Below are 21,821 nucleotides of genomic sequence, written 5' to 3'. Positions count from 1 at the left end.
GAAGAAGGATAAATGAAAAATATGTGGTTTTCAAGGTTCTGGTATGAAAGATTAAATTCCACATGTGAAGGAGTTAATTCTATTTCTGTTTTATAAAGTGGAATTTAAATTTTCATTTTAGGAGAGAAAAAAAGTTTCCGTGTGTACATCCATACCAACGTAGACTGTGCTATACTTCATTTGATGACCTCCATTTGTATGCGGTAATCCCTGTTACCATTTGTCTTTTCCGACTTGTAGTATACAGGTAAATCCACGAACCTACAAATCGGAGGTCATTACATATTGTCTAAAATAAAGATAAATTCTGACAGGGGCACTTGCAAAAATAGACGTAAGGTAGTATTATTTCTACACAGTTAGCAACCAACAGAGATGAGTGCTAATTATATAGAAAACAATATAAAAGAATAAAACAAAAAGACAAGTTCTAGAGAAGGCAAGTGCTGGAGAAGACAAGTACAAGAAAAGACGAGTCCTAATGAAGGCAAGTGCTAGAGAAGGCAAATGTTAGAGAAGGCAAGTGCTAGAAAAGACAAGTACAAGAAAAGACGAGTACTAATGAAGACAAGTATTAGAGAGGAAAACATAGAAGGAGGCTCACATGACTGTCGTACCTGTTTATAATATGGTCCTGGTACCAGAGGCAAATGTTTATCTGAAAGCAGATAATTATAAGAATGTCACCGGACGGAATCCCGAGGTTGGCGAGCGGGTCATCCTGATTGCCATGAAGGATTATAAGACCAGGGATGAGTTGACGGATCAGGATTTCTTCCCCATCGGTGTCTCCGGTGAGATCACGGAAGTCAATTCTTCCAATAATTATCTGGTCATTCGGACCAAGGATCGCCGCAATATTGACGAAGTGACTGTTTATCCGGACCACAGTCTGGAATTGACAGTGACGCGTCGCCCGGATATCGATGATCTGGATCCGGAAGAAGCGAAGAAACATCTGGATGCTTTGAAACGGGAGATCATTCAGGCCACGGCCGGTGAACAGTGGGCCGGTGCGGCTCGGACCTATGTCGCTCAGATCTCTTCTATGAATGAGGCAGCTTCCATGATGAGCCCCTGGGTCGTAGAGAGCCCGGAAGACAAGTATAAGCTTCTGGAAACCGACTCCAAGAAGGAACGGCTGGAGCTGGAAGAGAAGATGGTTTATGAAAATGTAGAGCTGAACCGGGTCAACAGCGAAGCCAGAAATGCTCAGGAAGAGGATTATCAGAAACTCTACCGGGAACAGGCCATCAAGAAGCAGATGGACTACCTGCAGAAGGAATTGGAGGACATGCATCCGGAAGAAGTGACGGATCTGCAGAAATTCCAGAAGAAGATCGAAGAATCCGGTATGAATCCGGATGCCCGCAGGGAAGCCGACAAGGTATTAAACCGCCTGAAACAGGAAGGCCAGAATTCTCAGGAATCCGGGATGCTCTATGACTATCTGGATTTTGTGACCAGCCTTTCCTGGAAGAAGGAGAAGGCCAAAACGATTGACCTGGAGACCGCAAGAAAAGTTCTCGACGAGGACCATTATGGCTTAAAGAAGGTCAAGGATCGGATCATTCAGCAGATTGCTGTAATGAATCTGAAGAAGGAGCAGTCCGGTTCGATCCTGCTCTTCGTCGGAGCACCCGGTACCGGTAAGACTTCGATTGGAAAATCCATCGCCAAGGCACTTGGACGGGAATATGTCCGTGTCAGCCTGGGTGGTGTTCGGGATGAAGCAGATATTCGCGGCCACAGAAGGACCTACATCGGAGCCATGCCTGGCCGGATCATGGACGGAATCGAGAAGTCCGGAGTTTCAAACCCGGTCATGGTGCTGGATGAGGTGGATAAGCTTGGCCAGTCTTATAATGGCGATCCGGCGTCTGCATTGCTGGAGGTTCTGGACCCGGAACAGAACAATACCTTTACCGACCACTATATGAATGTCCCTTATGACCTGTCCGATGTCTTCTTCATCTGCACAGCTAATACGGTCGAGACCATTCCCGAACCCCTTCTGAACCGGATGGAGGTGATTCAGTTCCAGGGGTATACGCCGAATGAGAAATTTAAGATCGCCCGGGAACATCTGATCCCAAAGAGCTTAAAAGCAGTTGGCTTGAAAAAGGAGGACATTGAACTTACCGATCAGGCACTGACGGATGTGATCGACCAGTATACTTTGGAAGCCGGTGTCCGTGGCTTAAAGAAGAGGATGGATACCATCGGCCGTGTTGCTGCAGTGGAACATGTGAAGAAACCGGACGAGCATATTGTGGTAGATAGGGACAATCTGAGAGATTTTCTGGATGCCCGTCCCATGACGAGAAATAAGGTGAAAGACCAGGCAAAACCCGGTGTTGTCACCGGCCTGGCCTGGACACAGGTGGGAGGTACCATTCTCTATATCGAGACCCTCTTTACCAGAGGAAGCGGTAAGGTGACGATCACAGGACAGCTCGGCGATGTCATGAAGGAATCGGCAGAAATCGCCATCTCTCTTGTCAAGGCACTCTATCCGGACAAGGCGAAGCTCTTTGAGAAGAATGATCTCCACATCCATGTGCCGGACGGATCGACGCCGAAGGACGGCCCTTCCGCAGGTATTACCTTGACAACAGCTCTTTCTTCGCTGGTGACCGGGAAAGCAGTGACACCTCATGTTGCCATGACCGGTGAGGTTTCCCTCCAGGGCGGTGTGAATCCGATCGGAGGTCTTCCGGAGAAACTGATGGCAGCCCAGAGGGCAGGAGTGACGAAGGTCTTCATTCCTAAGGAAAATGTCGATGACCTTCGTGATGTAGCTGAGGAAGTCAAGGATTCCCTGGAGATCGTTCCGGTTGAGAAAGTGACGGATGTCCTTTCTGCCTTGAATCTGACGGAGGATGAGAAAGAAGGCAAGAAGTCCAAGTAACATGGACGGCTGATTCTCTATCCGGTCAAACTGGAACAAAAAACAACAACATCGACACCATTATGGCTTAAGGTTTCAAAATCCGGTCAAACCGGAACAAAAAACAAGAAAACAAAATTAAGGCGAACCATAAAAGACATCAAAGAAGAAAAGACATCAAAGAAAAAAAGACATCAAAGAAAAAAAGACATCAAAGAAAAAATAACGTAAATAAGCAATTGTAAGTAGTTTAGATCAATAGGTTGTACGAAAAAATCCTCTGCCCCAAAAAGCGGCAGAGGATTTTTTAGCGTCGCCCAAAATCTCCTGAAAACCATATGTGAAAGCAAGACGATGCTGTTTTGAGAAACGGCATCGTTGAAATAAATTCAATGTCATAACTGGATTGGATGTAAAATTGCTCATTGTACAGAAACACATACAAGATGGAATGAATTACATATTGCAATCGAATAATTGGTGAATTACAATAAAACAGTAGGGAAGCAAAGGATATCCTTTGTGAAAATGTTACAATTCTTTTATATGGGAAGGAGTATTGGGAAATGGTTAGTTTTTTGATTTGTCTCCTTATCCTGATCGGGGGTTACTTCACATACGGTAAGCTTGTAGAGAAGACCTTCGGTCCCGATGATCGAGAAACTCCGGCAGTCAAGATCAACGATGGTGTCGATTATGTCGTAATGCCGGAATGGAAGATGTTCCTTGTTCAATTGTTGAACATCGCAGGTCTTGGACCTATCTTCGGTGCACTTCAAGGCGCCCTCTGGGGACCGGTTGTTTTCCTTTGGATCACATTCGGTACGATTTTTGCAGGAGGCGTTCACGATTACTTCTCCGGAATGCTTTCAGAACGGAACAATGGTGATTCCATTGCCGAGGTTACCGGTATTTATCTCGGTAAGGTCATGCAGTGGATCATGCGTTTCTTCTCCGTCATTCTCCTGATCATGGTTGGTACCGTATTTGCGGTTGGACCTGCAGGACTTCTGGTCGAGCTGATCGATCCGAAGCATGTCGGAAACGGCGGAATTTTCGCCTCGACAGTCACCTGGCTTGTGATTATTTTCGCTTATTACTTCATCGCAACCTTTATTTCTATTGATAAGATCATTGGTAAAATCTATCCGATTTTCGGTATCTGTCTTATCATTATGGCAATCGGTGTTGCCTTTGGCCTGCCGGCACATGGTTATCAGATTCCGGAACTCTGGAGTTATTTCTACAACATGCATCCGTCTCATATGCCGATCTGGTCCTTCATGTTCATCACCGTTGCCTGCGGCGCATGTTCCGGATTCCATTCCACACAGTCTCCTCTGATGGCCCGCTGCCTGAAGAGCGAGAAACAGGGCCACTTCGTATTCTATGGCGCAATGGTTGCCGAAGGTATCATCGCTCTGATTTGGGCATCCGCAGGTTGTGCACTCTATAAGGTCACCGGTGGTCTCAATACCGGACTTGCAGAAGTCCTTACAAAGGGTCAGCCTGCAGCCATCTATGATGTCTGCATCAAGACCATGGGCACCGTAGGTGTTGTCCTTGCAATGATCGGTGTTGTTGTCTGCCCGATCACTTCCGGCGATACCGCCTTCCGCTCTGCCCGTCTGACTCTGTCTGATTGGATCGGTCTGGATCAGAAGAGCTTTGTTAACCGTCTGAAACTTTGCATCCCCTGCTTCGCAGTCGGCTGCTTCCTTGGTTTCGGTCAGGCCTTCGGCCTTCTGGACTATACCGTGATCTGGAGATATTTCTCCTGGTCCAACCAGACACTGGCTATGCTGGTTCTCTGGTGTGGCGCAGCCTTCCTGGCTCAGGAGAAGAAAAACTACTGGGTTGCTGCGATCCCTGCAGTATTTATGTCAGCCGTTACCTGCACCTACTTCGTCATGGCACCTGAGTGCCTGGGCATGATCAAGGCTCTGCGTATGAATACCGCTGTTGCATATCCGGTCGGATTGATTTTCGCACTGGTATGCCTGATTATCTTCCTTACAACGGCAAGAACCAGGAAGACAGCATAAGAAGGGATTTTTAATCGCCGGCAAATAGCGGAGGGCCCACTGCCTTCCGCTATTTTTAAATCATAGCTTTTTACATAGCTTTCAAAAGAAGTGCTATGATTGTACTAACGATAGATTAGGAGGAACGAAATGATTTTGAAACCTGTCTTAACCGGCACCCATCCTCTGACAGACGATGAATTGAAATTGGATAAGAAGACATCCGTGAAAATCGGCCCTTGTGGTCTTGGCAATCAGGCCCTGTATTTCAATAGCTTCTTTATTGACCGGCGTTATTATGCGAGATACGAGGACATTGCGAGAGTCTGGAAGAGGGTTGCCATGAGTAAGGGCGGCTTTTCCGGCAAGGGAGTTTTCGGCTCTATGGCCTATCTCATGGTTAAATTAAGAAACGGCCGGGAATTTCAATGTAACTTCAAATATGAGCAGAATGTGGACATCCTTCTGTCCCAGATGGAGAAGAATCATCCTGAGATCCCGACCCATAGCATCAAGGAAGAACAGGCTATGAAGCGGGAGGCTCTGGAAGAGGAACGGAAATATAAGACCAATCTTTCGGATACCGCAGAAAAGTCCATCCGCGATCTCAGAAGATATGAAGAAGAATTGAAGAAGAAACCGGCGATCTATAACCATCTGGCCTCTGCTGCCAAGCAGAAAAGGGTGCTGGAGGGTATCAGTCCGACCTATAAGATCCTGGCAGGGGTCGTTTGTTCCATGGCAGTTGTTGCAATGATTGCTGGCATTTTCCTTTTCTTAAAACATAGCGCAGTTGCTCTCTATTTCGTCCTCTTCGGTATCGCCTTCCTCTTTACCATCATGGCGACGGGAATTCTCCCGACCAGAACAAGAAATAATAAGGCGGCGGCCAGAGAGTGGGAAGAGGCCCGGGCGGACAGCGAGAACTTCATTCAGAAGATCCCTCATTTTCCGCTTCCGGCACAATATGCCCATCCCATTGTGATCGAGCGCATGATCCGGGCCATTCGCATGGGGCGCTGCGAGACATGTGATGAAGCATTGGAACTTGTGAAGGAAGATCTGAAAGCCTTGAATGCTTCGGTTCAAGTCAGCCAGAAGGAATATGATGAAGTTGTTGTCGTAAAGCCTCTCTTTCTGGTGAGTGATTATCAGTAAATTTAGATCAGAGGTGCAGTATGACCTGGTTAGAGATGGCTGAAGAAGCCGGCCTTTCTGATCCTTTAATGGAAGGACTGAAGGAATTTCATCAGAAATATGATGCGGATCTCGCTGGCGGACAGGAAAAGCTTTCGGAGAGGATCCCGGAGCCGGTTTACATTTATTATGGGAAAGAGGTTTGGAATCGGGCTGTGGCAGCCCTGCTTTCGGGCAGCAATCTTCTTTTGACAGGACCGAAGGCAACAGGAAAGAATGTCCTGGCGGATTGCCTGACTTATCTTTTCGGCAGGCCTCAGTGGAATGTCAGTTTCCATTCCAATGTCGATGCCGCTTATTTGATCGGTACGGATACTTATGATGGTGAGCGGGTCGTCTTCCGGCCGGGGCCTATTTATGAAAGCGCGAATCTCGGCGGCTTTGCGGTTTTGGATGAAGTCAATATGGCGAAAAATGAAGCCCTGGCTGTGCTTCACTCTACGCTGGATTTTCGCCGTATCATCGATGTGCCGGGTTATGATCGAATCCGAGTGCATCCGGCAGCACGTTTTATCGGAACCATGAATTACGGCTATGCCGGGACCAGAGAGCTGAATGAAGCTCTGGTGTCCCGTTTTGCTGTCTTAAGGATGCCTCTGATTCGGCCGGAGGATCTGGATCGGCTTTTGACAAAGTCTTTTCCGGATCTGAATTCAGATATCAAGAGTCAGTTCATGGAACTCTTTTTTGAACTTCAGAAAAAAGCGGAAAATGCGGAAGTCAGCGAGCGCTCGGTGGATCTGAGAGGCCTTCTCGACAGCCTGAATCTTGTGAGGAGGGGACTGACCACAGGGGAGGCTCTGGAAATGACCATCGTGGACAAAACATTCGATCCTTATGAGGAAACGGTCATCCGGGATGTCATCAAGGGACGGATCCCGGGGGATTTGACTTCGAAGGAGGTTTTCTTCGAACATGCAGGAAAGTGATCTTTGGAATCGACATTTCAGTGCAGGCGAGAGAAGAGCGCTAAATATTGTATGGGCGGCTGCGGGGGATTATGATCTCGAGCCGCCTTTTTTGGCTGTCCGGAAGGATCAGGCCGACTATTATATGAATCTTGTGATCGGTCTCTCCCAGAAGTGGCTGGATAGGGATGCCTTAAACGGCTTTTTTCTCTCTTATCAGACAGCGAAGAAAGCGGAGGACTTCGATGCTCTGGTCTGGCTGGCATTAGAAAGTTATCTCTATGCAAAAGAGCTGCCCCATCGGCCGGTCCTTTCTTCCCTGCGGCGTGAATATGCGGATGGATATCTGAATGAGGATGCCCGCCTGTCCCGTCAGCAAATGATGATGAAGGATCCTTTGGTTTTAGATCTGCAGAAATACCATTGGTCGAGCGTAGCCGGTGGGCCAAAGCCCAGGCTTTCTTCCCATGAGAAAAAGGTCTGTACTCTGATAGAAGAGATGGGGGAGGATTCTTTTTGCCCTACTAGCGATGATCTCATCCTCCGCCTAAAAGAGATCCTCTTTTTAGCCTTCCATTTTTCGGACTACCGGATGGATCTGGAGCACGGCTTTCAGGCGACCGGGCCGATGAAAGACCTCCTGGAACGCATGCTTCATAGGGAAACGCACCATATCGATTCCCTCCTGCAGAGGCAGGACCTTTCCTCCGGGGGCAGCGAAGAGCGGGAGTCTTCCCTTCTAGGTGCAAAAGACCGCCATATTTCAGAGAAGAGTGAGGCCGACCAGGCTTATATCGAAAGCTGCTTTGGCCCCTGCATCTTATCCCCCAGGGAGAGAAAACTTATGGAAAAGGATCTCTGTAAGGGGCCCCACCAATATTGCAGTCTCTGGCTTACAAATGCAGACCAAAACAAGACGGATCCGGGATTATCCGCCTTCGACTCAAGCGTTTATTGCAGAGGAGGAGAGGAAAAAGTTGGTCTACATTTATCCGAAAAGGAGCTGGTCGATCAGGAGGTCTTAGAGCAGGCCAAAAGGAACCAGGCCTTTTATCAGAAGAATCTTCTTGGGATCGAAGCCAGTGTGAAGAGACTTTCCGCAGAACTTGAGACGGTTCTTTCGAGTTTTTTTGAACCCTTGCCGATCCTGGGACGGGCCGGCCGTCTGGATCCAAAGAAGACTTTTCGTATGCCGGTATTGCGGGATCCGGAGGTTTTTTACCGGCCGGGTGACGAGGTGGAGAATTCTCTGACGGTCGACCTCCTTCTGGATGCATCGGCTTCCCGAAGTCCCTATCAGGAAAGTATTGCCGCCCAGGCTTATGTGATCGCTGAGAGCCTGAACCGGATCCATGTCGAGTCCCGGATCCTGGACTTTCATTCCCTGCGTGGCTTTACTGTGGTGCAGATCCTGAAGGACTATGACAGCCCGGACCGAACGGGAATCTTCTCTTATGCGGCAGCGGGCTGGAATCGGGATGGCCTGGCCCTGGCCCTGACCGGGCGGCTGATAAAGAACGCGGCAGAAAAGGATGGGAAATGGCATCTTCTTCTGATTATGACGGATGCCAATCCGGCGGACTCGACCATGATCCCGGCGGAGGGCAAGGATATTTTCCGGCACAGCTATGGAAACGAGGAGGGGGTCCAGGATACAGAAAATGCGGTCAAAGAGCTTCGAAGGCAGGGCCTGACTCTGGGCGCGATCTATACCGGCCCCAATCTCTATGTGAAAAATGTAAAGCGGATCTATGGCAGTGATTTTGTCCGTATTGAAAAGGTAGACCAGCTTGCAGGCGGTGTCAGCCGGCTGATCCAGGAACTTCTGGTGAAGAAGGGAGACAGAAATGTTCAAAGAAAAGAAGGTTACGATCTATCAAAAGAAGGATAAAGAAAGCTGGCAGAAAATCAAGAAGGCTTTGAAGGAAGAGGGCATCCGTCATGTCCGAAGCGGCCACTATCTTGCCGATTCGATCGGGATCAATGGCATCGGCGGCATGGTCGATCCCCGGGATTTCGGGGCAGGACATGCCATCGATCGTGACATTTATTATATTGATGTTCCGGAAAGTCAAAAAGAGGCAGCAAGGGCTGCCGCGAGAAAGCATGGGCTGGTCCTTTTTGTAGAATCTGAAAAATAGATATAGCTTTTTCCTATATCTGGAAATAAATCTTTTGTAGTTTACATAATAGACACAATCGTATAGGATATCGATTGTACAAAAGAACTGACGAATTCCATAGGGAAAAGTGATGACGGATCGAGAGATCCGGACAGAAAGTGAGGATCGATTATGAAAAAAAGGATTTTAGCTTTACTTCTTACCGCGCTTACGGCAGTTGGCCTTCTTGCCGGCTGTGGCAGCAGCAAAAAAGTAACGATCGCTGTTCCAAATGATACAACGAACGAAGCCAGAGCCCTTCTGCTTCTTCAGGAACAGGGCATCATCAAATTAAAGGATAATGCAGGGATCACTGCAACCGTAAAGGATATCAAAGAGAATCCTTACAAGGTCGACTTCAAGGAAGTTGAGGCAGCTCAGGTCCCCAATGTCTTAAAGGACGTGAATTACGCAGTCATTAATTCCAACTACGCACTGGATGCCAAGTTAAATCCCAAGGATGCCCTGGCTCATGAGGGATCTTCCTCCGCTTATGGCAATATCATTGCCGTAAAGAGCGGAAACGAAGACAAGCCGGAGACCAAGGCTCTGGTTGCGGCGCTGGAAAGCAAGCAGGTTCAGGACTACATTAATAAGAAATATAATGGAGCCATCGTTTCTACCGTTGATAACCCGGGCAATGGCTTTGATGATTCCGTTGATTATGACAGCCTGGCAGGAACGACCATCACAGTTGCTGCTTCCCCGACTCCTCATGCAGAGATCCTGAAGGAAGCTGCCAAGATCCTGGCAGAAAAGAATATCAAGCTGGATGTAAAAGAGTTCACGGATTACGTTCAGCCCAACAAGGTCGTTGATTCCGGCGAGATCTATGCCAACTACTTCCAGCACAAGCCTTATCTCGATGACTTCAATAAGGAAAATGGCACAAAGGTTGTTTCTGTAGCCACCATCCATGTAGAGCCGATGGGAATCTACGGCGGTAAGTCGAAATCTCTGGATGATCTGAAGAAATAAAGACCAAGTCCCAAATTCAGAAATAACAGATTCCAAAATTCCAATCAGAAGGAAAAGGCCACAGACAGAAGGATTTTTGCGGAAACGGAAAACCTTCTGTTTGTGGCTTTTTTTCTATTGGAATATAGGAGTATAATAAAAAAGTCGTGTAAAAACAGGGAAGACGATTCATCGCCTTCCGGATTATCAGGAGTAAACTATGATTCAGTTAGATCATCTGAATAAAACTTTTATGACAGGAGACGGGGCTGTCGATGCCTTGAAAGACATCAGTCTGACCGTGAATGACGGCGATATCTACGGAATCATCGGCATGAGCGGAGCCGGTAAGTCGACTTTGGTTCGCTGCATCAACATGCTGGAAAGCCCGACCGACGGAGCCGTGCTTGTGGACGGTGTGGATATGACAAAGCTCAGTCCCGCTGAGCTTCGCGAGAAGCGCCGCAACATCACCATGATTTTCCAGAGCTTTAATCTCCTCATGCAGAGGACCTGTTTAAAGAATATCTGCTTTCCTCTGGAACTTTCCGGGACGCCCAAGGACAAGGCTGAGAAGAAGGCCAGGGAGCTTTTGGAACTGGTAGGCCTTCCGGACAAGGCAAATGTATACCCGGCCCAGCTTTCCGGCGGACAGCAGCAGCGAATTGCAATTGCAAGAGCCCTGGCGACGAACCCTAAAGTCCTCCTCTGCGATGAGGCAACCTCGGCCCTGGATCCCAAGACCACCCATGCTATTCTGGAACTGATCCGGGACATCCACGACAAGATGGGACTGACCGTGATCATTATTACCCATCAGATGAATGTCGTCGAAGAGATCTGTAACCGGGTGGCTATCCTGGATCATGGTTCGGTCGTGGAAGAGGGTAATGTAACGGAGGTATTCTCCCAGCCCAAGTCCGATGCGGCAAAACGACTGGTCTATCCGGATGGCTTCCAGGATGCGGAATTCCCGAAGACCATGCATAAGATCCGTGTCGTTTATAATGGAGCCTATGCGACCAGTAAGCCTCTGATCGCCCAGATGGCACAAGAAGAAGGGATCCTGGCCAGCATTCTTTTCGCTTCTACAAGAAGCATTGGGAAGAAGGCCTATGGAACCATGATCCTGGGGATCGATGACAGTAAAGAAACGGTAGACCGGGCCATCGCTTATATCCGAAAAATCAAAGATATTGAAGTCGAGGAGGTAGAGTAAATGGGTATTTTTTCAGCAGAATCCTTACAGGAGACCTGGGAGATCCTGTCAACGGAGTTTCTTCAGGCGACTTGGGAAACTTTTTATGCAACGATTCTTTCGACCTTTTTTGCCATCCTGATCGGTCTTCCCCTTGGCGTTCTTCTGGTCGTTGGAGAGAAGAAAGGCATTGCTCCGCTGCCTAAGGGCCTGATGTCTTTCTTAAATATCCTGATCAACCTGCTTCGATCCGTTCCCTTTTTGATCCTCATGATCGTTGTCATGCCTTTGACAAGGCTTATCATGGGAACGGTTGTAGGAACCGGGCCCTCGATCATTCCACTGGTGATTGCATCCTTCCCTTTTGTCGCCAGACTTGTGGAGTCCAGTTTGAGAGAAGTCAATCCGAACGTGATCGAAGCGGCCGAGAGCATGGGTGCCACACCCTTTCAGATTATCTGGAAGGTTCTGATCCCGGAAAGTGTACCTTCTTTGATCTCGAATTTTACCATCGCCATTACGACCATCCTCGGTTATACCGCCATGAGCGGTGTCATCGGCGGTGGCGGACTTGGTAAGATTGCCATCAACTATGGCTATTATCGTTACAAATATCTGATTATGATCTGCGCCGTGATCCTTCTGATCATCATGGTCCAGGTATTCCAGTCGATTGGAACCCATCTTGCTGTAAAACTGGATAAGAGGTTGAAGAACCGGTAATTGGTTCATTGTGAAAGAATTAGAAAACATTCATATGATCTGATTACTGTTAATACGGAACGAAGAAGAAAGGCCCGAGAAACAGCTAGTAAGTTGTTTCTCGGGCCCTTTTTCTTTCTGGTCTGCATTTACGGAAAGTAATGATAGTGCTCTTTCGCGTTATAGCGGTCCAGATAATCATTCAGTTTTTCATTATCAATGGAAGGGGTCTGGTAATAATAACCGCCCTGGATCTTCAGAGTGTAATTATTGTAGTACCAGAACTTTATGGTTTGATCTCCTGCCGTAAAGGTTACCTGATAGATGTAGTTACTCTTGTCAAGATTCGTAGTGGTAGCAGAACCATAACGGTTTTTGGAACGAAAGAAGGTTCGGATGACCTCTTTCAATTCCTCTGCATTGTCTTCCTTGGTAAATTTGATGGTCTGCCCCTTCAGGGTACCGGCATTCATATAGATCTCGGCCTTGGTGATCTTCTTGGTATCGACATCCCGGAAAAGTTCGGATTCCCTGATATCCAGCTTCTTGCCGAAAAGCTCGAGATTGCCTCCGGTTCTCTGATGGATGGTCAGAACGGTTGTAAGGATAGCACAGGCAATGGCAAGGAAGAGGACGATGATGAAAATCTTCGCCCGCCGGGTCAGAGGTTTTCTTTCCTTTTTGCCTTCGGTTTTCTTTTCTTTTCTTTTTATCATAATTTCTGATTGGATTCCTTCAGGATCTCTTCCCACTGATCAATGATGGATCTGTCTTTGAAATAATCGATCCTCATAGCGGAACGAACCTCGGCCAAAGTCTGATTGGTCTCTTCAACAGCACGTTCGGTTCCGGCTTTTAAGATATCATAGACATCCGGGATCCGTTTTTCCCACTCGGCGCGGCGTGCACGGATCGGGGAGAGGAGCTCTTCTAAGACTTTGATCAAAAACTTCTTACATTTTACATCACCGAGACCGCCTCTCTTGTAATGCTCTTTCATCTCGTCGAGATTCTTATAATCCGGCAGATATTCTTGAAACAGGTCATCATTGGCAAAGGCATCGAGATAAGTGAATACGATATTGCCTTCGATATGGCCCGGATCCTCGATCCTCAGATGGGTCGGATCCGTATAGGTCCGCTTCATGATCTTCTCTTTGACTTCCTTCGGAGAATCCGAGAGATAGATGCAGTTGCCGAGCGACTTACTCATTTTCGCCTGGCCGTCGATGCCGGGCAGACGAAGCTGGGCCTTCACATCCGGAAGAAGGATCTGGGGTTCTACCAGGACATCGCCATAGATCTGGTTGAATTTCCGGACGATCTCTCTGGCCTGTTCCAGCATGGGCTCCTGGTCCTCGCCGGCCGGTACGGTGGTTGCCTTGAAAGCGGTGATATCCGCGGTCTGCGAAACCGGATAGGTGAAGAAGCCGGCAGGTAGTCCCTCATTGTCGAAGCCCTTCTGTGCCATCTCGGATTTTACGGTCGGATTCCGGGACAGACGGGCCGTTGTTACCAGGTTCATATAATAGAAAGTCAAGGCGTGGAGAGCCGGGATCTGCGACTGGACACAGATATTGGAGATCTCCGGATCGATGCCGACCGAGAGATAATCCAGGGCGACCTGGATCATGTTGTCACGGATCTTCTCGGGATTGTCCGCATTGTCGGTCAATGCCTGATCATCCGCTACCAAAATATAGATCTTATCATACTCTCCGGAATTCTGGAGTTCCACTCTTCTCCGAAGCGATCCGACATAATGTCCCAAATGAAGTCTGCCGGTCGGACGGTCGCCGGTCAGGATAATCTTTTCTTTTATTTCAGCCAAAACAAGCCTCCTTGTCAGGAATTTTAACTAGAATCCTAACTATTCTATCATAGAAGATCAAATCATGTCAGAAATTTAGACCGGCACGAAAATTGTACAAGAATAAAAACAATAATTCTTCGCCTGAAAAAAAGGTTTTTTAGATTTTTTACGGAATAATAAATATGTGACAGATCAGGTTCGATCAGGAACCGGGGAGGAGGTATTTCTTATGACCATTCGGGAACAGATTGAAGAAATTCAGGCAAAGACCCTGAGTCCTTATGCGACTTTAAGTCAGAATTCCAGGGGTCGTGACAGGGAAGAGGCTCAGTGCGATATTCGCCCCCTCTTTCAGAGAGACCGGGATCGGATTCTTCACTGCAAGTCATTTCGACGTCTGAAGAATAAGACCCAGGTTTTCCTCACTCCCCTCGGCGATCATTACAGGACCCGCCTTTCCCATACCCTGGAGGTTTCGCAGATCGCCAGAACCATTGTCAAGGCTCTGCGTCTGAATGAGGATCTGACCGAGGCCATTGCCTTAGGTCACGATCTGGGACATACACCCTTCGGCCATGCCGGCGAGCGGGCTTTGAATCAGAAGCTTACAGACGGCTTCCGCCACAACGAACAATCGGTTCGTATTGTCGAGAGACTGGAAAAAGACGGGCAGGGTCTGAATTTGACCTGGGAAGTCCGGGATGGCATTCGAAATCATGAACTGGAGCTTCATCCGCAAACACCGGAAGGACAGGTGGTCCGTCTGGCGGATAAGATCGCCTATGTGAATGCGGACATTGATGACAGTATCCGGGCGGAGATCCTGGATGAGGAGTCTATTCCTCTGGCAATTCGAAAGACCCTGGGCTTTAATGGCCATGACCGGTTGAATACCCTGGTCCATGATGTTATTGTGAATAGCTATGACAAACCGGATATCCATATGTCCGAGGAGATCTACCAGGCTTTGCTGGACCTGAGGAAGTTCCTTTTTTCCACGGTCTATACCAATCCGGTAGCCAAGGGTGAAGAGGTCAAGGCCATCCGTATGCTGGACGGACTCTTCGACTTCTATATGGAAAATGCAGACTCCATGCCGGAACTGATTCCGGAAAAGTATATGCAGTCCTACCAAAAGGGCGAGGTGTCAAAGGAACGGATGATTGCGGATTATATCTCCGGAATGACCGATCAATATGCAGTTACCAAATTCAATGAACTCTTCATGCCACAGGCCTGGCAGGTGGACGGTTTCTAAAGATGCGAGAGAAAAATGCCAAGATATTCGGAAGAAAAAATTGAAGAAGTCCGGGAGAAGAATGACATCCTCGATGTAATTGGCCAGTATGTCCATCTGGAACGACGGGGGTCGACTTATTTCGGCCTTTGTCCCTTCCATTCGGAGAAAACACCCTCCTTTTCGGTGACCCCTTCCAAGGGCATGTATTATTGCTTCGGCTGTCATAAGGGAGGCAATGTCTTCACTTTTCTTATGGAAAAGGAGAATATGTCCTTTCCGGAGGCAGTGGAGGAACTGGCAAATCGGGCCGGCGTCAGCCTGCCGCAGAGAGAGATGACAAGGGAAGAGAGGAACCGGCAAACAAAAAGAGACCAGCTTCTCCTCATACATAAGGATGCGGCGACTTATTTCTACCGCCTCCTCCATTCCCTGGAAGGACAGGTCGGTCTGAAGTATTTCCAGGGGCGGCAGCTGAGCCCCGAGATCATGAACAAGTTCGGCCTGGGATTTTCCGGAAGCCGAAGTGACGGCCTCTATCAATATCTGAAGGAGAAGGGGTATCCGGATGAACTTTTGAAGGCATCCGGCTTAATTACCTATAAGGATGACCGCGGACCGAAGGACCGCTTCTGGAACCGGGTTATGTTTCCCATTATGGATCCCAGGCGTCATGTGATCGCCTTTGGCGGACGAATCATGGGAAGCCCTGGCAGGCATACACCGAAATATCTGAATTCGCCGGAGACGGAGATTTTCAACAAGAGGCGGACTCTTTACGGTATGCACATTGCCGGAGGATCCCGAAGGAAGGAATTCATCCTTTGTGAGGGATATATGGATGTCATTTCCATGCATCAGGGCGGCTTTGACAATACCATCGCCTCTCTCGGCACAGCTTTAACAGAGGAAAATGTCGATGTCCTGAAGAATTATAGAAAACCGGTTCTGCTTTCCTATGACAGTGATACGGCCGGCGTGGATGCAACTTTAAGAGCCATTCAACTCTTCCGCAAAGCGGATATCCCCTGCCGGATCATCAATATGAAGCCTTACAAGGATCCGGATGAATTCTTAAAAGCGCTTGGCCCCGAGGAATATGAAAAGCGAATCGAGCAAGCGGAGAATGCCTTTCTTTTTGAGATCCGTATGATGATGGCAAATTATGATCTGAGAGATCCTCAGCAGAAGACGGGTTTTCAGAGGGAAATGGCCGATCGGGTGATCCGGACTTTCCCGGAAGAGATCGAGAGGAATAACTATATCGACGTTTTGTGCCGGGATTATCAGATGCCTAAGGAGAGCTTTCTAAAGCTGCTTTCCGACGAAGTGAAAAGAGGGGTCCGAAAGGATCCTGAGCCGAGGGAAGATGCGCCGAAACCCCTCCCCATCGAAAGGAGGGAGAAGCGTCTGCATTCTAAGAATGAAGGATATCGGGAATCGGAACGGCTCCTTTTATCCTGGATGGCAGAATATCCGGATGTCCTGAAGGAAGTCAGCCCTTATCTTAGTCCTTCCGATTTTTCAGAGGGAGTACATCGGGATCTGGCGGAAGATATTTATCAAGGCAGGAATCTGGAAAACGGATACAATCCGGCTGCCCTGATCAATCGATATGAGTTGGAAGACGAGCAGGCAGAGGTGGCCAGGATCTTCCATACCGGAGAAAATCTTCTGGAGACTCCGGATGACTGGTCTAAGGCCTTGAAGGAAACGGTCTTTCGATTAAAGGAAAGAGCAATACAAGAGGAAGAAAAGAAGATGGATCCCAGGGATCCGACCCGTTTTCCTCGGGTCATTGAGAACAAAAATCTGCTCCAGAAGATCCGGCGGACCGAATTTTCGCCTCCGGCGGGAGTGAAGTAAGAAACGAAAAAAAATCATAGATTTTAGATCATTACATTCTTTGACCAGAGTGTCAAAAGGTACATATCATTCTTTGAAGGAAAGGAAAAGTATGGAAGACAATACAAGGGAAGTAAAGAAGACAGAAGAGCTGAGTCCGGCTGCTAAGGCTAAGACCAAGGCTTCGAAAGCTGCAGAGGATAAGAAGACGGAAAGCAAGGCTGTAAAGTCAGAAAGTAAGACCGAAAAGGCCGGGACAAAGACGACAAAATCAGAAACAAAGACCGGTGCAAAATCGAAAGCCAAGACTTCTGCCAAGAAGACAAAGTCTGCAAAAACCGGCGAAAAAGAGAAGGACAAGAAGAGCCAGGGCAGCGAAAAGACGGTAGAAGAGGCCGGAAAAGAGGAAATGTCCAGGCGTCTGCAGGAACTTCTGGCCGATGCCAAGAAGAACAATAATGTCCTGGATTATTCCATGATCAATTCCCATTTTCAGGGCCTAAAGCTTCGGGATGAGCAGTTTGATCTGATCCTGGATTTCCTGGAAAAGAATAATATTGATATTATGCGGGAAGATGATGCCGAAGTCGATGATGATGACATTGATCTCAGTGAAGAAGAGGAGGTCGATACAGCCAATCTCGATCTGTCCGTACCGGATGGTATCTCGATAGAGGATCCGGTTCGTATGTATTTAAAGGAGATCGGTAAGGTTCCCCTTCTTACAGCAGATGAGGAGATCGAGCTTGCCAAGAGAATGGAACTTGGCGATGAATCCGCAAAGCAGCGTCTGGCAGAGGCCAACCTCCGTCTGGTTGTTTCTATTGCCAAGCGTTATGTGGGAAGAGGCATGCTTTTCCTTGATCTGATCCAGGAAGGAAATCTGGGCCTGATCAAGGCGGTAGAGAAGTTTGACTACCGGAAGGGGTATAAGTTCTCGACCTATGCAACCTGGTGGATTCGCCAGGCCATCACCCGTGCCATTGCAGATCAGGCACGTACCATTCGAATCCCTGTCCATATGGTTGAGACCATCAATAAACAGGTCCGTGTGGCTCGGCAGCTGCTCCAGGAATTAGGCCGGGAGCCTACCCCGGAGGAGATCGCCGAGAAGATGGATATCTCGGTGGACCGTGTTCGTGAGATCTTAAAGATCTCTCAGGAGCCGGTTTCCTTGGAGACTCCGATCGGTGAAGAGGAGGACTCCCATCTCGGAGACTTTATTCAGGATGACAATGCACCGGTTCCTGCGGATGCTGCAACCTTCACTCTTCTGAAGGAACAGCTCCAGGAAGTTTTAGGAACTCTGACCGATCGGGAGCAGAAGGTTCTGATCCTTCGTTTCGGTCTGGAAGACGGTCGCTCCAGAACGCTGGAAGAAGTCGGCAAGGAATTCAATGTCACACGTGAAAGGATCCGGCAGATCGAGGCCAAGGCACTGCGTAAGCTTCGTCATCCCAGCCGTTCCAGAAAGCTCAAGGATTATCTGGAGTAAGGAAAATGAAAGAAACTTATCATCCCCTGTCCCCCCGGCTTCAGGCGCTTTTTGACATGGTCCCGGAAGGACTTCGTCTGACCGACATCGGGACAGACCATGGATGGCTGCCTATTGATCTCGTAATGAGCGGGAAGATCAAAAGTGCCATAGCCATGGATTTAAGAGTTGGCCCCCTGGAGCGGGCCAGAAGTCATATTGAGGAAGCCGGCCTGACCGGACAGATTGAGACCCGGCAGTCCGATGGTTTTTCTGCCTTGAAAGTCGGCGAGGCTGATGCAGCAGTGCTTTCCGGCATGGGCGGAAACCTTATGATGAGAATCCTGGATCAGCAGAAGGAGATCGTTTCTTCTATGAAGGTCCTGATCCTCCAGCCCCAGTCGGAACTCTATGATTTCCGGCTGTTTCTCCATAGGGAAGGCTATCGGTTGGTCGATGAAACGATCGCAGAAGAGGAAGGAAAGTTTTACTTTCTGATGAAGGTGCTTCCACCGGGATCTGACTTTTTCAAGGCAAAGGACCTGTCCTCCTTCTGGAGAGGACTTGGTCTGCCGGAGCCTCTTGCCTTAAAACTTGGTTTTACATTTGGACCAGTCCTTCTCATGAAAAAGGATCCGGCCCTGGTCCGCTATCTCCATCATGAAGAGGAGATTCAACTGGGCATTGCCCGTTCTCTGGAAGAAGCGGATTCAAAGGATGAGAGGATCCGGCAGAGGCTTACAAAACTTCGGGAAGACATGGCTCTGTTACATCTGGCTCTTCAGATCGTAGAGGGATAAGCTTGCCTTCTACCATTGTTTCTTTTGTAGTGAGATAGGAAAACAGCATGACAGTAAATGAATTGTATCAGGAGCTGGATCAACTGGCTCCTTTTTCGGATCAGGAAGACTGGGACAATTCCGGCCTTCAGGTCGGGCGATCGGACTGGAAGGCGGACAGAGTTCTTCTCTGCGTGGATGTCACAAAGGAAGTGATCGATCAGGCCGTCGAATGGAAGGCGGATGTGATCTTAAGCCATCATCCTTTGATTTTCCATGGCTTGGATTCTGTAAGTGACAGGAATTTTGTCGGTGAGCGTATTCTTCGCCTGGCAGAGAAGCATATCGCATATATTGCCATGCATACCTGTTTTGACAAATATGGGATGCGGGATGCCATTGACCAAAGGCTTGGATTCTCCAGGGGAGAGCTCTTTCTTTCGGATGGCAGAAGGAATCCTACCCCTTGCCGGCCGCTCGATGAAAAAGCCATGATGGGGTCGCTTTCTGACCTGGATCAGGAAGTGACTTTGGAAGAGATCTGCCGAAAGGTGAAAGAAGGGTTTGATCTTCCCAATGTTCGGATCTTCGGAGATCCGAAAAAGCCTATCCGAAGGATCGCAGTAATCGGAGGATCCGGGAAAAGTGAGATCCAAAATGCTCTGGATGCCAAGGCAGATCTCTTAATCACCGGTGATATCGATCATCACAGCGGGATCGATGCAGTAACGCAGGGACTTTGTGTGATGGATGCAGGTCATTATGGTCTGGAGCATGTTTTCATGGATTATATGGAGGAGGCTTTGCATCTTCGCCTTCCGGATCTTTCCGTGAAAAAAATGCCGGTGAAGGAGCCTTTTCTGGTTCTGTGAGAAAAAGTCAGATCATCTTTTTATTTTTCGGCTAATAACGGGGGTGACAAGGATATGGAAATTAAGGTAGACAAGAAGATTTACAAGCTTCCGCCGAAGTCCGTCTATCAGTCTCTGGCGGATCTGGCAAAAGAAGACGTTCGGGATGATATTGTCCTGGCAAAACAGGATAACCGGCTGCATGAACTTACGGCAGAGATCGAGAATGACCATCCCGTGACGATGATCACCACAAGTGATACGGACGGGCGGAGAGCTTATCGGAGATCGATGATCCTCCTTATGCAGAAGGCCATGGATCTCATTCTCCCGGAGGAAAATCCGGATATTCAGGTTCTTTTTTCTCTGGATCAGGCCTTCTTTTGCAAGTTGGAGTCTAAGACCGGGCTTGATCAAGCCCTCCTGGATCAGCTGAAAGAAACGATGTGGAATCTTGTCAAGCAGGATCTCCCAATCAGGAAATATACGACAACGACCCGGGAGGCCAGAGAAATTTTTCGAAAGGCCAAGATGCCCAATAAGGAAAAACTTCTGAAATACCGCAGTGCATCCACCATTCATCTCTATGATCTCTGCGGTTTAAGGGACTATTTCTATGGCTATATGGTTCCTTCGACCGGCTTCCTTCGTTATTTTGATCTTCAATTATATGAGGATGGCTTTGTTTTGCTTTTTCCCTATCAGGATGCAAAAAAGGTGGCTCCTTTTCATCCGTCGCAGAAACTATATCTCACCCAGCGTCATTCCGGCGGCTGGAGTGAGGAACTTGGGATCCCGACGGTAGGCGCCTTGAATGATGCAGTTTCTCATGGAGGCGCCAGGGATATCATCCTGATGTCCGAAGCACAGATGGAGGAGCGGATCGGAAATTTAGCCCGACAGATCGCAAAGGATCCCAAAAAACGCTTTGTTATGATCGCAGGTCCTTCTTCTTCGGGGAAGACTTCTTTTTCCTACCGCCTGTCGACGCAATTGAGGGCTCAGGGGATTTCGCCCCATCCGCTCTCTCTGGATGATTATTATATGGACCGGGACCGCTGTCCAAGAGATCCCGTGACCGGGGAAATCGATCTGGAGAGTATTGACTGCCTGGACATTGAACGATTTAATCAGGACATGAACGCCTTGCTGCGGGGAGAGCGGGTAGAACTTCCCGTTTTCAATTTTAAGACCGGAAAAAGTGAAAACAGGGGTCGTTTTATGGAGCTGAATAAGGGCGATGTGATGGTAATCGAGGGGATTCACGGCCTGAATGACAGACTCTCTTATCTGATCCCGAGGGAAAATCAATACCGGGTCTATATTTCTGCCCTGACCCAGTTGTCAATAGATGAACATAACCCCCTGTCGACAACGGACGGGCGGTTGATCCGGCGGATCGTAAGAGATGCAAGGACCCGGGGGACTTCGGCAGAGGAAACCTTAAAGATGTGGCACAATGTCCGTGCCGGTGAAGAGAAGAATATTTTCCCTTATCAGGACGGAGCCGATGTCATGTTTAATTCTGCTTTGATCTATGAGATGGCAGTGCTAAAACTCTATGCCTTACCCCAGCTTTATGCCATTGAAGAGGACAGTCCGGTGTTTCCGGAAGCGGTCCGGCTGATCAAGCTCTTGCAGTATTTCCTGTCTATTCCCCCGGAAGACATTAATAATACTTCTCTGGTCAGGGAATTTATCGGAGGGTCGGTTTTTCCGGTCTGAAAAAGGAAGATGGCCTGGGAAAGCGGCTTTCCCGGTCTGAAAAAGGAAGATGGTCTGGG

16 protein-coding genes and 2 pseudogenes are annotated in these 21,821 nt (G+C 48.3%); 16 read left to right on the top strand and 2 right to left on the bottom strand.

Annotated features, from left to right (window positions below; translation table 11 throughout):
- The first annotated feature begins 604 nt into the window (after positions 1–604).
- From lon to ACKX2L_RS08165, 10 genes and pseudogenes are all read left to right on the top strand, one after another.
- A complete protein-coding gene (gene lon / locus ACKX2L_RS08210) occupies positions 605–2,911 on the top strand; it encodes an endopeptidase La (RefSeq protein ID WP_497550172.1) in 2,307 nt (768 codons plus the stop codon).
- 545 nt (positions 2,912–3,456) lie between these two features.
- Positions 3,457–4,935, top strand: coding sequence for a carbon starvation CstA family protein (locus ACKX2L_RS08205; protein WP_497553052.1), 1,479 nt, complete (start codon positions 3,457–3,459; stop codon positions 4,933–4,935).
- A gap of 129 nt (positions 4,936–5,064) precedes the next feature.
- A complete protein-coding gene (locus tag ACKX2L_RS08200; protein WP_497553051.1) occupies positions 5,065–6,072 on the top strand; it encodes an ATPase P in 1,008 nt (335 codons plus the stop codon).
- 20 nt (positions 6,073–6,092) lie between these two features.
- Positions 6,093–7,040, top strand: coding sequence for an AAA family ATPase (locus ACKX2L_RS08195; RefSeq protein ID WP_497550169.1), 948 nt, complete (start codon positions 6,093–6,095; stop codon positions 7,038–7,040).
- Positions 7,027–8,910: a vWA domain-containing protein gene (locus ACKX2L_RS08190; protein ID WP_497553050.1), complete on the top strand. Its 1,884-nt coding sequence runs from the start codon at positions 7,027–7,029 to the stop codon at positions 8,908–8,910. The genes ACKX2L_RS08195 and ACKX2L_RS08190 overlap by 14 nt, the downstream gene beginning before the upstream one ends.
- Positions 8,867–9,160: a hypothetical protein gene (locus ACKX2L_RS08185; protein ID WP_497553049.1), complete on the top strand. Its 294-nt coding sequence runs from the start codon at positions 8,867–8,869 to the stop codon at positions 9,158–9,160. Before ACKX2L_RS08190 ends, ACKX2L_RS08185 begins: the two co-directional genes overlap by 44 nt.
- 153 nt (positions 9,161–9,313) lie before the next feature.
- Positions 9,314–9,787: pseudogene (locus ACKX2L_RS08180) on the top strand (MetQ/NlpA family ABC transporter substrate-binding protein); the annotation flags it as partial.
- An 81-nt stretch (positions 9,788–9,868) separates the two neighbouring features.
- A pseudogene (locus ACKX2L_RS08175) lies at positions 9,869–10,153 on the top strand (MetQ/NlpA family ABC transporter substrate-binding protein); the annotation flags it as partial.
- Between the two features lie 205 nt (positions 10,154–10,358).
- Complete coding sequence (locus ACKX2L_RS08170; RefSeq protein ID WP_497553048.1) at positions 10,359–11,357, top strand: methionine ABC transporter ATP-binding protein; 999 nt, start codon at positions 10,359–10,361, stop codon at positions 11,355–11,357.
- Positions 11,358–12,059: a methionine ABC transporter permease gene (locus tag ACKX2L_RS08165; RefSeq protein ID WP_497550165.1), complete on the top strand. Its 702-nt coding sequence runs from the start codon at positions 11,358–11,360 to the stop codon at positions 12,057–12,059. It abuts the gene before it with no gap.
- Positions 12,060–12,187: 128 nt separating this feature from the next.
- Here ACKX2L_RS08165 and ACKX2L_RS08160 read toward each other — a convergent pair whose 3' ends face one another.
- Together ACKX2L_RS08160 and trpS are read right to left on the bottom strand one after the other, a co-directional pair.
- Positions 12,188–12,754, bottom strand: a complete 567-nt coding sequence (locus tag ACKX2L_RS08160; protein ID WP_497553047.1) for a hypothetical protein — start codon at positions 12,752–12,754, stop codon at positions 12,188–12,190.
- Positions 12,751–13,869 (bottom strand): tryptophan--tRNA ligase, encoded by a 1,119-nt coding sequence (gene trpS, locus ACKX2L_RS08155; RefSeq protein ID WP_497550163.1) that lies wholly within the window; start codon positions 13,867–13,869, stop codon positions 12,751–12,753. Before trpS ends, ACKX2L_RS08160 begins: the two co-directional genes overlap by 4 nt.
- Positions 13,870–14,080: 211 nt before the next feature.
- Here trpS and ACKX2L_RS08150 point away from each other — a divergent pair, with 211 nt between their 5' ends.
- The 6 genes from ACKX2L_RS08150 (at position 14,081) to ACKX2L_RS08125 (ending at position 21,762) form a co-directional block, all read left to right on the top strand.
- Positions 14,081–15,109: a deoxyguanosinetriphosphate triphosphohydrolase gene (locus ACKX2L_RS08150; protein WP_497553046.1), complete on the top strand. Its 1,029-nt coding sequence runs from the start codon at positions 14,081–14,083 to the stop codon at positions 15,107–15,109.
- A 15-nt stretch (positions 15,110–15,124) separates the two neighbouring features.
- Positions 15,125–16,954, top strand: coding sequence for a DNA primase (dnaG, locus tag ACKX2L_RS08145; protein ID WP_497553045.1), 1,830 nt, complete (start codon positions 15,125–15,127; stop codon positions 16,952–16,954).
- A gap of 91 nt (positions 16,955–17,045) precedes the next feature.
- The gene (rpoD, locus tag ACKX2L_RS08140) at positions 17,046–18,428 is read left to right on the top strand and encodes an RNA polymerase sigma factor RpoD (RefSeq protein WP_497553044.1); all 1,383 of its coding nucleotides are present in this window, start codon (positions 17,046–17,048) and stop codon (positions 18,426–18,428) included.
- A 5-nt stretch (positions 18,429–18,433) separates the two neighbouring features.
- The gene (locus tag ACKX2L_RS08135) at positions 18,434–19,207 is read left to right on the top strand and encodes a tRNA (adenine(22)-N(1))-methyltransferase (protein WP_497553043.1); all 774 of its coding nucleotides are present in this window, start codon (positions 18,434–18,436) and stop codon (positions 19,205–19,207) included.
- Positions 19,208–19,254: 47 nt separating this feature from the next.
- Positions 19,255–20,058: a Nif3-like dinuclear metal center hexameric protein gene (locus ACKX2L_RS08130; protein ID WP_497553042.1), complete on the top strand. Its 804-nt coding sequence runs from the start codon at positions 19,255–19,257 to the stop codon at positions 20,056–20,058.
- 54 nt (positions 20,059–20,112) lie between these two features.
- A complete protein-coding gene (locus tag ACKX2L_RS08125) occupies positions 20,113–21,762 on the top strand; it encodes a nucleoside kinase (protein WP_497553041.1) in 1,650 nt (549 codons plus the stop codon).
- The last annotated feature ends 59 nt before the right edge of the window (positions 21,763–21,821 follow it).

This window comes from Porcibacter vitabionis, assembly GCF_046263795.1.
GTDB lineage: Bacteria > Bacillota > Clostridia > Lachnospirales > Lachnospiraceae > Lachnocurva.
The sequence above is the reverse complement of the archived record's forward strand: the minus strand, read 5'-3'. Positions and strand labels throughout refer to the sequence as shown.